This is a genomic window from Flavobacterium sp. UBA4854, from assembly GCF_002399805.1.
GTDB classification, from domain to species: domain Bacteria; phylum Bacteroidota; class Bacteroidia; order Flavobacteriales; family Flavobacteriaceae; genus Flavobacterium; species Flavobacterium ginsengisoli.
Genome location: NZ_DHEI01000153.1, coordinates 68,776 through 82,354, shown reverse-complemented (window position 1 = coordinate 82,354; position 13,579 = coordinate 68,776). Strand labels below are relative to the sequence as shown.

Below are 13,579 nucleotides of genomic sequence, written 5' to 3'. Positions count from 1 at the left end.
GTATATTGAGGCGTATTTTCTTTTGGAGTTGTTGGTCCAAAAACAGCAATACTCGAAGGCCAGAAAATCTTCTGAATCTTTTTGGCTTTAGCTAAATTCAAAACATGAAAAAGCGAATTCATATTCAAATCCCAAGCAAAAGCTGGATTTTTCTCCGCAGTTGCCGATAAAAGTGCAGCCATCAGATATACATCGGTAATTTTATGCACTTCTACCAAATGTTCGATCTGATTAAAATCTAAAGCATTGACCACTTCAAAAGGTCCCGAATTCACGACATCAGTATTTAATTTTCGGATGTCAGAAGCAATTACATTTTCTGTTCCGTATATTTTGCGTAGCTTTTGAGTCAGCTCCGTTCCGATCTGTCCGCAAGCGCCAATGATCAATATTTTTGGATTCATTTTTTCATGATTTTTAGATAGACAAATATAACGTTTTCGTAATCAAATGCGTTTTTTTGGAGTATAAATTATTAATTCAATAATTTAAAAGTTTGTTTGTTGGATTATTCACTTTTACAGGGGTGTGTCTTTGTGCCTTTTTATTTTCTGAAATAAAGTTTATTTTTTAAGAGGATAAAACAGAAAAAAGCGTCTTAATTAACGTCAGCAAAGACGAAAAAAATAACCTTGATTTATAGAATCTTTAGCATAAAAACAGAATTCATAATTGTAAATTTACTTCGTAACTTTGCAGCCTAACATTTTAATAAATGAAATACAAAATATCTCTTTTTCTGCTTTTGACAACTGTATTGTTTTCTTGCCAAAATGAAAATGAAAAACGCCTTGCGGAAAATGCAAAAGAGGCAAAAAAGAAAGAAGCTATTTTTAACAATATAAATAAAGGCTGGACTTTTCTAGACGAGCCCATTAATGAAATTTCAGAATCACAATTGAATTCATGGACAGAATGGCGCGAGTTTATAAAAGAAATTGGAGAAAAGCCTAGAAAGACCATTGGTGCGTTTCAGAAAAAATCGGCTGCGATTTCTAAGAAAGCAATGGCTTTAAACAATAATATTCCGGCTCAATTCAATCAACCACAGATTAAAAGCCGTATTTCTATTTTGATTACCAAAATTAAAATGCTGGATTTATTTATTCATTTGAGCACCATTCCAGATGATAAAGTGGTGTTTTTGATACAAGAAATCAATAAAGAGTTGATTTCGTTAGAAAGACAAATGGACAAAATTGTTGAGAGAGCTAAGATTCCGAAAGAAGAAGGAGAAGCCGATTTTCTTAAAATGTTAGACACAACGCGCGCTATTCCAAGTTCGGCACCGCCAATAGATCAAAATAATATACAGAAAGTTGAGTAAAATCGCCTTATATACTACATACGATAATCTGCCAAAAGCACAGCAGATTGCATCAAGTTTACTGGAAGGAAACCAAGTAAAAATGAATATCAGCGGATTATTAGGATCTGCTGTTTCATTTATTATACGTTCTGTTTTCAGGAAAACAGAATTGCCTTTTCTAATTGTTTTAGACAACAAAGAAGAAGCGGCTTATTACCTAAACGATCTCGAACAAATGATTGGAGAACAAGATGTATTGTTTTATCCAGCTTCATTTCGCCGTCCATATCAGATTGATGAAACCGACAATGCCAATGTTCTGCTTCGCGCTGAGGTTTTAAACCGAATTAACTCAAGAAAGAAACCAGCCGTAATTGTTACGTATCCAGAAGCGCTTTTTGAAAAAGTAGTAACAAGAAGAGAACTAGATAAAAACACTTTAAAGGTTGCTTTGAATGATAAAATTTCAATTGATTTTATCAACGAAGTTTTGTTTGAATACGAATTTAAAAGAGTTGATTTCATTACAGAACCTGGCGAATTTTCGGTTCGTGGAGGAATTGTCGATGTATTCTCTTTTTCAAACGATCATCCTTATAGAATTGAGTTTTTTGGAAATGAAGTAGATAGCATAAGAACTTTTGATGTTGAAACGCAGTTATCTGTAGAAACGCATAAAAAAATCACGATTATCCCAAATGTTGAAAATAAACTTTTTCAGGAAAACCGTGAGAGTTTCTTAGATTATATTGCCGAAAAAACGGTTGTTTTCATTCAAAATACCGAAGGACTTTTTAGTCAATTAGACAAACAATTTGCAAGAGCAGAAGAAGCTTTTGAGAAATTGTCGAAAGAAATAAAACATGCTACGCCAGAACAATTATTTTTAAATCAGGCGTCATTTATAAAAAGATCTTTGGACTTTTCGGTTGTAGAATTGGCTTCAAGACCAGTTTATAAAACCACTAAGAAATTTGAATTTCACACTCAGCCTCAGCCATCTTTCAATAAACAATTTGATTTATTGTTGAATAATCTGAGCGACAATCATTTTAACGGATATGTGAATTATCTGTTTTGTTCGAATGATACGCAGGCAAAACGTTTTCATGATATTTTTGAATCTTTGGATGAAGCCAATTCAGAAAATATCAGAAAACAATATCATACCATTGTATTGCCTTTATACCAAGGTTTTATTGATGAAGAAAATCAGATAACGGCTTATACCGATCATCAGATTTTTGAGCGTTATCATAAATTCAATATCAAAAACGGATATTCGAAAAAACAGAATATCACGCTTAAAGAATTAACTGCACTTTCGGTTGGCGATTATGTAACGCATATCGATCACGGAATTGGTAAGTTTGGCGGCTTGCAGAAAATTCAAGTTGAAGGCAAAACGCAAGAAGCCATAAAACTGGTTTATGCCGATAATGATATTGTGTATGTGAGCATTCACTCGCTTCATAAAATTTCGAAATACAACGGAAAAGACGGAACTCCACCTAAAATTTATAAGTTAGGGTCGAACGCTTGGAAGGTTTTAAAACAGAAAACCAAAGCGCGCGTTAAACATATTGCATTCAACTTGATTCAGCTGTATGCAAAACGTCGATTAGAAAAAGGTTTTCAGTTTGCGCCTGACAGTTATCTTCAAAACGAATTAGAAAGTTCGTTTATTTATGAAGATACGCCAGACCAAATGAAATCGACGGCAGAAGTAAAAGCCGATATGGAAAGCGATCGCCCAATGGATCGTTTGGTTTGTGGTGATGTTGGTTTCGGGAAAACAGAGGTTGCAATTCGTGCTGCTTTTAAGGCGGTTGATAATAGTAAACAAGTAGCAGTTTTGGTTCCTACTACGATTTTGGCATATCAGCATTATAGAACTTTTTCTGAACGTTTGAAAGATATGCCGGTTTCAATTGGTTACTTAAATCGATTCAGAACGGCAAAACAAAAAACACAGACTTTAAAAGATTTAGCCGAAGGAAAACTGGATATTGTTATTGGAACACATCAATTGGTAAACAAAAATGTGGTTTTTAAAGACCTTGGTTTATTGATTGTTGATGAGGAACAAAAATTCGGCGTTAACGTAAAAGATAAATTGAAAACCATTGCGGCGAATGTTGATACGTTGACGTTGACAGCAACGCCAATTCCGAGGACTTTACAGTTTTCATTAATGGCGGCGCGAGATTTATCGGTAATTACAACACCTCCGCCAAATCGTTATCCGATTGAAACGAATGTTGTTGGTTTTAATGAAGAAATTATCCGTGATGCGATTTCGTATGAAATTCAAAGAAACGGACAAGTTTTCTTTATCAATAATAGAATTGAAAATATAAAAGAAGTGGCAGGAATGATTCAGCGTTTAGTTCCAAATGCAAGAGTCGGAATTGGTCACGGACAAATGGACGGTGCAAAACTCGAAGAATTGATGTTAGGTTTCATGAACGGAGATTTTGATGTTTTAGTCGCAACCACAATCATCGAAAGTGGATTGGATGTTCCAAATGCCAACACGATTTTCATCAACAATGCCAATAATTTCGGATTATCAGATTTGCACCAAATGCGTGGTCGAGTAGGGCGAAGCAATAAAAAAGCATTTTGTTATTTCATTTGTCCGCCATATTCATCTATGACCGAAGATGCGAGAAAACGTATTCAGGCGTTGGAACAATTCAGCGAATTAGGAAGCGGTTTCAACATTGCCATGAAAGATCTTGAAATTCGTGGCGCAGGAGATTTATTGGGAGGAGAACAAAGTGGTTTCATTAACGAAATTGGTTTTGATACGTACCAAAAAATCATGAACGAAGCCATCGAAGAATTGAAGGAAAATGAATTCAAAGATTTATATCCTGAGGAAAATGATATCGATACGAAGGAATATGTAAAAGACATTCAGATCGATGCCGATTTTGAGCTTTTATTCCCCGATGAATATATTAACAACGTTTCAGAACGTTTGGTTTTATATAACGAATTAGGCGCTATAAAAGATGAAACTGGTTTACAGGAATTCGAAAGAAAACTAATTGACCGTTTTGGACCTTTACCAAAACAAGCTGTTTCTTTATTAAACAGCATTAGAATAAAATGGATTGCTACGAAAGTCGGAATTGAGAAATTGGTTCTGAAACAAGGCAAAATGATTGGTTATTTCGTTTCAGACCAACAATCAGATTATTATCAATCGGTGAAGTTTAGGAATGTTTTAAATTTCGTTCAAAAGCATAGTAATCTTTGTAAAATGAAAGAAAAACAAACCGTAAACGGATTACGTTTGCTGTTGACTTTCGAAAACGTGAAGTCGATAAAACGAGCTTTGGAGCTGATGGAGTTGTTTGAGGAGTAAAGTTTAAGATAAAAAAAAAGAAAAAGCTTTCGGTTTGTAAAATCGGAAGCTTTTTTTATGCCATAAATTGTCTTAAGTTTTTGTATTTAAAACTTTTGCGGGATATTTTTTCTTTTGAATCAAGATACATTTGCTTGTTTTTTTTAAGATGTATATGCACTAAAAAAGGGATCTCACAGAAGGACTAAATAAAATCAAAATGAAAAAAAATATATTTCTATTTCTTATAATAGTATTTGCTTCTTGTACTTCACCTAAGAAGGAATCTAAAAATAATGAAAAGCCATCTCTTTTGCTTATTAAAGTAAAATGGACTACGACATACAAAAATGAGGTTATACACGATTCCAATTTTTTTTCGTACGATAATCATAACCGTTTAAAGACATTATCCATGTACGGAATTAAAGTAGATTCTCTTGTTTACGATCAGTCGGGGCAGATTATTTCTTTTAGAAAAACAGATGTATCTGGCACTACTAAATCTAAAGTTAGTTATCTATTCAATGGCATTACAGTAAATAGCCAAATTGCAATAAATAAGACTTATCAATCTCCACGGGAATATACCCTTACTGCAAATTTTAAAAAAGATAAAATGGGCAGAATAGAGCTTGAAAAGGAATCGTGTTGGGAATATGACAGAGATGGAGATATTTACGAAAAAGAAAGCTGTTTGACACAGAGAAGTCAGCCAAAAGATACTGTATATGCTAATGTTTACAGCTTAGTTGGTAATGCCGTTTTCTGGCAGGTTCTTATGGGCAATGCTTATCAATATGGAAATAAAAAAAGATTAACATTTAATAGCCAGACAACTTATTCAATCGAACCATTTGATGTGTCAAACTATAGTACACCTTTGAATAAAAAATATCCTAAAAAGGAAGTGGTAGATTTCGGAGAAGGGAAAACAACTGTTGAATATGAATACAAAAAGGGAGTTAATTAAGATTGAATTATAATGTTTATCTCTTTAATTATAGGTTATCATTAATTTAAAAAATAAGTAAAAAAATGCCAAAAGTTTTTAATAATCTCGAGTCTCTAGTGAGCGATGTTGAAAGTAATAAAATAATGAATGGCTCTATATTAATTCAAAAGAATGGGAAAACAATCCAGAAGGAACTCGTTTCTTTTATATTGAGCAAGAATATATTTGGGATTTGGAGGAAGAAGGTCTTTACGTCGAAAATGAAGTAGGGGATTCCATTCCAAAAGAATTTGAGAATGAAGGTTTGGAAATTTGGATTGAATCGCAAACATTTGATGATATTATAAAGTACGCAAAAAATAAAAATCTAAATGTTACTCTAAATGAACTAATACTGGCAATAAATTATTATATCGAATATGATGCTTTTAAGGATAATTAAAAAAACGTATTTAAAATAATAGATTTAAAAAAAATCTCAAGCAACAAAATATAAAAGATGTAATAAGCATACTATGGAAACTTTAGTAGATTTAATCAACTCAACAAATTATAATGGATTATTAGAAAATGTTAAATCAAGAATTGAGATCGAAATCGATGATGATATTCCTTATGCTGTTTGGAATTTTTCAATAAAAGGATTGAATTTGGCAGGAATTAAGGCAGATGATTTAAAATCTCTAATTGAATTACATATGGATTCAATATCGGCTTATGTAGAAGTAAAACTCAGGAAATATGCAGATGATACAGAACAAGAATACCCAGAAGGTTATGAGCCTGAAGAAGAAGATAATAAAGTTGTAAATCTTCCATTTTACAAAAATTTTCTTATAAGTTATCTGATAGAATATTGGATATTAAAAAAAAGTCCTTTAGAGATTGAGAAATATGTTCGTGCTCTTCGTATTCCAAATGCAAAGAAATATGCTAAAGAAATATCTAATATTTATAATGAGATTAGTTCGTCAAATAATTGTTTATTTGTTAACAAAAGAAAAGAGATGCAACCCCTCAAAAGGATAAAGTAAAAATTAGGCTTTCTTTATCTTTTATTTAAGAAAAATCTTAGAACTAAAAAGTTTTCTTTGAGTCAAATTTTCAAAGACAACTTTATATGCAGAACCAATTTATTCTCCTTTTTCTATTCTTAGGATTAACTACAATCTTTGCTCAAGAAAAAAACAAAATCGTTTCGAAAGATTCCTTAAAATCAGAAACCATTGATCCGCTTCGTCCCGCAAAAGCAGCATTTTATTCGGCAGTCTTGCCTGGTTTAGGTCAGATCTACAATAAAAAATATTGGAAACTTCCTTTAGTTTATGGCGCAATAGGTACAAGTGCATATTTGTACATTGATAATCAGAAAAACTACAATTTGTACAGAGATGAATATAAAAATAGATTGGAAGGAAAAAAAAGTGATTCGGAATTTTTGGCTGGTTTAAGCGAAAGCCAATTAATTACGGCTCAAAAAGGTTATCAGAGAAACAGAGATTTATCGGCTCTGTTTATGATTGGTTTTTATGTTTTAAACATTATAGATGCTAATGTTGATGCAGCTTTATCTCAATTTAATGTAGATGAAAGATTAGCGTTTAAACCTGCAATTATAAAAAATGATATCACATTTAAGAATGATTTTGGGTTTGCTTTGAATTATTCATTTTAGAAAAAAGTTGCCACGAATTCCACCAATTTTCACGAATTCTTTTTTTGCCACAGATTAAAAGGATTTAAATGATTTTTTTTAATGCTCATAATCCTTTTAATCTGTGGCAAAATTTTTTAAAATAAATTCGTGCTAATTCCTGAAATTTGTGGCGAAAAACAAAAAATGGCGTATGAAAATCTCATACGCCATTTCATTTTTAAATTAAAATTATTTAACAATCAGTTTTTTGGTCACATTAAAATCTTTAGAAATAATATTTACAATATAAATTCCAGAAGATAAATGATGATTTACTTGCCCTGAAGACGAAAGTCTTTCAGTTAGAAGAGTTCTTCCGTTCAAATCAGAAACGAAAATTTCTGCAGTATCTCCACTTGCTAATTCAGGCATTAGAATATTAAATACATTGTTTGTAGCGGGATTTGGGTAAATACCGATTACTGGTTCTGTTGCAGAAACTTCTTCTGCGTTTGAAATCATTCTTGATGTACCAACTGTTGTCGCTTCCAATTGCCATTGTGCGCTGTACCAGCCGTCTTGCGAATTTCCGTATTGAGCAGAACCTGTCTGGTTTTCGATATGAATAATATTTCCGGTCTGCCATCTGTTTCTTAAACGAACCCAAGTTCCGTCAATGTAATCGCTAGACCATTGCGCGCTCCAGAAAGTAGTATCGGTTATGTTACATTGTACATTTCCTGTCTGGCCCTCAATATTCATTAATTCTCCTGTTGCAACATTTTTAAGAACGAAATAAGTGGCATCAATTGCGATTTTTTGCCATTTGTAATTGTTGCCAGAAACAGATGTTCCGTAACCTGTGTTTGTTCCTGCATCAGACAAATAAGCTCCAGTCCATCTGTTTTTGATCGTGTAGTAATTTCCTCCGCCCGATGCAGTTGTAACCGATACTAAACAAGTACTAGTTTTGTTTCCGTCTACAGTTGCAACGGTAATTGTTGCTGTTCCATTCGCTACAGCGGTAATTAAACCAGAAGCATTTACAGTTGCTACAGCTGTATTGTTTGAACTATAGGTTACCGATTTATTAGTTGCATTTGCAGGAAGAATTGTTGGGGTTAATTGCTGTGTTCCGCCAACATTTAATGAAGCTGTCGTTGGACTTAAACTAACACTCGCAACAGCAATGCCAGTTCCTGGGTTAGAATCATACCAAGCGCTGTTCATGTACCATCCGTTTTTATCTCTGCTTAAATCGGCTGTTTGGTTTGTTCCGTCATTGAAAATTAAATTGGTCGAAGTTACATTGGTAAAAGTATAGCTATACCAGCCGTTTCCAGCGTCAGTCATATTTACTCCTGTCCAGTTTACGGTTGCTAAAACTCCTGTTGGTAAAGTATTCCAATAGTAGATTTTAATTCCAGTTCCCCAATTTGATGGCTTGTAGAAATAGACCGTAAAATTGGTATTCGGATTAACCGTAATTGTAGCCGAAGCTGTTTTGTTTCCGTCTTGTGTTGTTGCTGTAATCGTTGCAGTTCCTGCAGAAACCGCTGTTACAAGTCCGCTTGAATTTACCGTTGCAATTGCGGTATTGTTTGAACTCCAAGTTACATTTTTGTTTGTTGCATTTGCAGGCGAGATTGTCGCTGTAAGTTGTTGTGTATTTCCTGCATACAAACTTGCTGAGGTAGGAGATACCGCTACAGAAGAAACTGGAATTGCAGCAACAGTTATAGCCGAAGTTGCTGTTTTATTTCCGTCTACTGTTTTTACTGTTATTGTTGCTGTTCCTGTAGCAACAGCCGTAACTAAACCAGAAGCATTTACAGTTGCAACAGCTGTATTGCTCGATGTCCAAGTTACATTTTGATTGGTTGCATTTGCTGGAGCAATTGTCGCATTTAATTGCTGTGTTGATCCTAAACCAACAGTTACCGTAGTTGGACTAACAGAAACTCCTGTTACCGCAACAACAGGTGCATTTGTATTGGTTAAAACTAAATATTCGTAAGCAGCAAAATTACGTGTAGAACCTGCAGTTAAAGTCACAGAAGCATTATTGTTATAAGGATTAACATAAGTTCCTGCCAAAGCTGCTGGAATAACATACGATTTAGCTGCATTTCTCAAATTCGACATTACGATTACTTTTTCTGAACCTAATGTTTTAGTGAAAATACTGATATCGTCATTTGCATATGTTGTTAAATCACCACGTCTGATTGCAGCACTCGTTGTTCTAAAGTTTAAAATTTTAGCAAAATCGGCTGCAGCAGTTGGATTTTGTGACCAGTTGAATTTGAAGTTTGTCCAAGGCCAATCTGTTTTTGGTTCGTAATCTATTTCCTGTCCGCTCATTAGGAAAGGAACACCTCTCATATAAGCCGAAACCAAGAAATTGGCAACAATTCCGTTGTGATTTTTAAATACAACAAATGGTCTTCTCACACCATCATCATTAGTGTAAGTATCATGGTTACCAGTGTATCTAACGATTTGCTGATTTCCAGTAGCTTTAGCATATTCATAAGTTGTCTGATCTTGAATTCTTTGAGAAACAGGACCGCCATTAGCAATATCGTATAAACCGCTATGAAACCATCTGTCTCCATAATTCATGTCGAAACCAACCTGAAAGTTTTCTTGACGGTCACCTTCAGCTAGCATCAATAAATTATGGGAAGTTATGCTTCGAAGATTTGAATTCACTTCAGACCAAAAATCCAAAGGAGGATTATTTGCATAATCGCAACGGTAACCGTCAATATTGGCAGCAAAAATCCAGTAACGCATGGCGTCTTTTATGGCCGCTCGTGTAGCAGAACTATTAAGATCAAGCGCTGCAATATCGGAGAAGTTTCCTAATTGCTGAATCGTGGTTCCGGTTCTCTTGTAATATTCAGGATGAGAAGCAATCCAAACGTTATCCCAAGAAGTTCCGTTGATGGCAATATCAAGAATTACTGCCATTCCGCGGCTGTGGGCGCCATCAACCAAAGTTCTTAAATCGGCTAAAGATCCATATTCTGATCCAACGGCTTTAAAATCTTTGATGCAATAAGGTGAAGCCGAACTTCGGGAATCGGTTCCGTGAGGAAAAATCGGCATTAAATAAATAACATTGGTGCCAAGTGCTTTTATATTGTCTAATCGGGCGGTTACTCCGGCTAAATCTCCGTTGGCACTAAACGGACGAATATGCACTTGATACATGTTGATATCTCTCGTGTCAGGAACACCAGCGAAAGGTGTCCCGTATTGTGCAGGATCTTGTGCATAAACTGAACCTACAAATAATAGTAGAAAGCAAAATATTGCTTTGGTAATATGAAATAATCTAGGGGTAATTTTGATTTTCATAATAGTAGTTTTTTGTATGCTTGTCGGCATTCTAACTAAAATTCATTTTCACTCGCATTGTTTTTAAATTCGACAAACATTTGTGGTTAATAGTTTTCAAAATAGTAAGTTTTTTTTTTTTGCTCAAAAATGAGCATAGTTTTTCTGCCACGAATTGCACTAATTTTCACTAATTTTTAATTCGTGTAACTTCGTAGCAAAAAAAACTTAGAAACTGAGTATCTCAGAATCTTAGCACCTTAATTTATAACTTTTTCAATCCTTTTAATTCTGCAGCAGTAGCTTCTTTAATGCTGATGGCAACACCTCCGCCTGGAGCTAAATACTGTTTTAATTTTGTTTTTGAGTTTACGATAACTTTAGTAACCGTATATTTTTGTGGATCATGATTCCAATTAGCCTCTTTAGCATCGGCATAAATAGTGGCAACGAAATTTTTTCCTGCAGGTAAATAATCAAATGAAATGTTTGCTGTTCTTGCATTTTCATCTGTAATTCCGCCAATAAACCATTCGTTTTTGCCTTTTGCTTTTCTTGCAATTGTAATATAATCCCCCGGTTCGGCTTCTAGAATATAACTGTTATCCCAATCTACGGCAACGTCTTTGATGAACTGAAATGCATCTGGAAAGCGCTCATAATTTCCAGGAATATCAGCAGCCATTTGCAGCGGACTGTACATGGTTACATAATATGCCAATTGTTTTACTAAAGTGGTATTTACGCGTTGTGTACTTCCTGTTCCATAATACGAAAGATCGGTCTGAAAAATTCCCGGAGTGTAATCCATCGGTCCGCCCATTAATCTTGTAAAAGGTAAAATGGTTGTGTGATCTGGTGCTAAACCTCCCATAGATTCGAACTCGGTACCGCGTGCAGATTCCTGAGCAATCCAGTTTGGAAAAGTACGGTTTAATCCAGTCGGACGAACTGCTTCGTGGCTGTCAATCATAATTTTATAATCGGCTGCACGTTTGGCAACATTAATGTAATGATTCACCATCCATTGTCCGTCGTGATGTTCGCCACGCGGAATAATTTTTCCCACGTAACCTGTTTTTACAGCATCGTAACCATTGTCATTCATAAACTGAAAAGCACGATCTAAACGCCTTTCGTAATTGGTTGCAGAACCAGAAGTTTCGTGGTGCATGATAATTTTCACTCCTTTTGAAGCGGCATATTCATGAACCGCTTTTACGTCAAAATCGGGATAAGCTGTTACATAATCAAAAACTTCTTCTTTCCAGTTGTTAATCCAATCTTCCCAGCCAATATTCCATCCTTCGATAAGAATTGCATCGAAACCATTTTTAGCCGCAAAATCAATGTATTCTTTTGCACGTTCTGTTGTGGCTCCATGTTTTCCGTTTGGAGTAAGTTTGGTAAAATCATCGGTTAATTTTACATTGGTTTCTTTTCCAAAAGCCCAAGTACTTCTTCCTGCAACAAAATATTCCCACCAAATTCCGATAAACTTTACAGGTTTAATCCATGAAACGTCTTTGTAACTTGTTGGTTCGTTTAAATTTAAGATTAATTTTGAAGCTAAAATATCTGTTGCTTTATCACTTACCACAATAGTTCTCCAAGGCGATTGTGCGTCGGTTTGCATATAACCTTTTGCTCCAACAGCATCTGGCGCCAAATGACTAATCATTTTATTGTTTACAGGATCAACTTCAAGATACATTGCTGGATAATTGATTAATCCTGCTTCATGAATGTTGATGTATAAACCATCATCAGATTTCATCATTGAAGGTGTTTGTACAGAAAGTTCTTTGATTGGCCATTGCGAATTGATTTCGATTGTAGCTTTTTTCATCAGCGAAGGAATCTCTGAAATCTTTGAAGTAGTATAAGCATATTCGTTGGTGTCATAATCTCCTGGAATCCAGAAAATTTTGTGATTTCCAGATAAATTGAATTCGGAACGTTCTTCTTTAATTACAAAATAATTTAGGTCATTTTGTTTTGGAAATTCATATCGAAACCCTAATCCGTCATTGAATAAACGGAAACGGATTCTGATAAATCTGTTATTGTTTTTCGCTTGCGCTAAAGTGACAAGCAATTCGTTGTAATGATTGCGAATTGTTTTTTCTTCACCTAAAACCGGATTCCAACTTTCATCGACAGAAGATTGTGCTGTATTTGTCACGGTAAAACCATCCAAAAACGAAGGCATATTTTGAAGTTCTAAACCTAAAGAACTAGGTTTAATAACCGGTTTTTGTTTGTATGATAATTGATAAGACGGAATTCCGCCTTCCTTCAATTCAAATTTTAGTGAAAGATTTTTGTCTGGCGACATTATTTCTTGTGCTTTTACTGCAAATGTGCAGGTGCAAACGAAAAATAAAAGCGCTAGTTTTTTGCCCAAACGAATTTGGAACTGTATTTTTTTGGATTGAAAATTCATGTTATTTACTTTTTTTCAAATCTTAGGATTATAAGAAGCTTTTGTTATTTTTTAAGAATAAGGTATTGATAAGCTTCTAAATTAATTTCTGAAGCAATAGAAATTGGATTGCCAGTTAATGCATCTGTCCAATTGGTGTTGGCCAAAGCTGTTGGAGCGGTATATTTAACTGATTTGTTTTTAATGTTGGCCACAATTAAGACTTTATCAGTTGTAGTTTCCATACTAAAAACACTTGCATCGTTACTGCTGTAGCCCGTTAGTTTTCCTTTTCGAAGTGCTTCACTCGAATTTCTAAATGCAATTATTTTTTGGTATTCTAAAAGCATATCATTATCTGCAGTAGACCAATCTATTGGCACATTGTCAAAATAATCAATGCGTTTGTTATAGCCAATTTCTTGACCATTGTAAATCATAGGAACAGATTTCATGCTTGATGCAATTACAAATGCTGCTAAAGAACCTTTTTTACCTCCAAAAAGCTCAAGTGGAGTTCCGTCAGAAAGATTCACGTCGTGATTTGTGGTGTA

At 34.5% G+C, this 13,579-nt stretch carries 9 protein-coding genes and 1 pseudogene; 6 read left to right on the top strand and 4 right to left on the bottom strand.

Annotation, left to right across the window (positions count from 1 at the left end):
* Positions 1 to 404 (bottom strand): NAD-dependent epimerase/dehydratase family protein (locus B3J44_RS22220; RefSeq protein WP_286971496.1); only part of this gene is annotated, 404 nt, incomplete at its 3' end.
* Between the two features lie 311 nt (positions 405 to 715).
* Here B3J44_RS22220 and B3J44_RS22215 point away from each other — a divergent pair.
* The 6 genes from B3J44_RS22215 (at position 716) to B3J44_RS22190 (ending at position 7,294) form a co-directional block, all read left to right on the top strand.
* Entirely contained in the window at positions 716 to 1,327 is a 612-nt protein-coding gene (locus B3J44_RS22215; RefSeq protein WP_286971495.1) for a hypothetical protein, read from the top strand.
* Complete coding sequence (mfd, locus tag B3J44_RS22210; protein ID WP_286971494.1) at positions 1,320 to 4,685, top strand: transcription-repair coupling factor; 3,366 nt, start codon at positions 1,320 to 1,322, stop codon at positions 4,683 to 4,685. Before B3J44_RS22215 ends, mfd begins: the two co-directional genes overlap by 8 nt.
* Positions 4,686 to 4,884: 199 nt before the next feature.
* Positions 4,885 to 5,637, top strand: coding sequence for a hypothetical protein (locus tag B3J44_RS22205; protein ID WP_286971493.1), 753 nt, complete (start codon positions 4,885 to 4,887; stop codon positions 5,635 to 5,637).
* A 139-nt stretch (positions 5,638 to 5,776) separates the two neighbouring features.
* The gene (locus tag B3J44_RS22200; RefSeq protein ID WP_422653586.1) at positions 5,777 to 6,061 is read left to right on the top strand and encodes a DUF7716 domain-containing protein; all 285 of its coding nucleotides are present in this window, start codon (positions 5,777 to 5,779) and stop codon (positions 6,059 to 6,061) included.
* Between the two features lie 73 nt (positions 6,062 to 6,134).
* On the top strand, positions 6,135 to 6,653 hold the full coding sequence (locus tag B3J44_RS22195; RefSeq protein ID WP_286971490.1) for a hypothetical protein: 519 nt from the start codon (positions 6,135 to 6,137) through the stop codon (positions 6,651 to 6,653).
* 86 nt (positions 6,654 to 6,739) lie between these two features.
* Complete coding sequence (locus B3J44_RS22190; protein WP_286971489.1) at positions 6,740 to 7,294, top strand: DUF5683 domain-containing protein; 555 nt, start codon at positions 6,740 to 6,742, stop codon at positions 7,292 to 7,294.
* 210 nt (positions 7,295 to 7,504) lie between these two features.
* On the opposite strand, the gene B3J44_RS22185 is transcribed toward B3J44_RS22190, so the two are convergent.
* The 3 genes and pseudogenes from B3J44_RS22185 to B3J44_RS22175 all read right to left on the bottom strand — a co-directional run.
* Entirely contained in the window at positions 7,505 to 10,621 is a 3,117-nt protein-coding gene (locus tag B3J44_RS22185; protein WP_286971488.1) for an Ig-like domain-containing protein, read from the bottom strand.
* Between the two features lie 244 nt (positions 10,622 to 10,865).
* Positions 10,866 to 13,046, bottom strand: a complete 2,181-nt coding sequence (locus tag B3J44_RS22180) for a glycoside hydrolase family 97 protein (RefSeq protein WP_286971487.1) — start codon at positions 13,044 to 13,046, stop codon at positions 10,866 to 10,868.
* Between the two features lie 44 nt (positions 13,047 to 13,090).
* A pseudogene (locus tag B3J44_RS22175) lies at positions 13,091 to 13,579 on the bottom strand (alpha-amylase); the annotation flags it as partial.

Bases quoted from the DNA above. Each gene is read 5' to 3' on its own strand.
- B3J44_RS22215 (WP_286971495.1), top strand. From the start codon at position 716: ATGAAATACAAAATATCTCTTTTTCTGCTTTTGACAACTGTATTGTTT.
- B3J44_RS22205 (WP_286971493.1), top strand. From the start codon at position 4,885: ATGAAAAAAAATATATTTCTATTTCTTATAATAGTATTTGCTTCTTGT.
- B3J44_RS22180 (WP_286971487.1), bottom strand. From the start codon at position 13,046: ATGAATTTTCAATCCAAAAAAATACAGTTCCAAATTCGTTTGGGCAAA.
- B3J44_RS22190 (WP_286971489.1), top strand. From the start codon at position 6,740: ATGCAGAACCAATTTATTCTCCTTTTTCTATTCTTAGGATTAACTACA.
- B3J44_RS22195 (WP_286971490.1), top strand. From the start codon at position 6,135: ATGGAAACTTTAGTAGATTTAATCAACTCAACAAATTATAATGGATTA.
- B3J44_RS22185 (WP_286971488.1), bottom strand. From the start codon at position 10,621: ATGAAAATCAAAATTACCCCTAGATTATTTCATATTACCAAAGCAATA.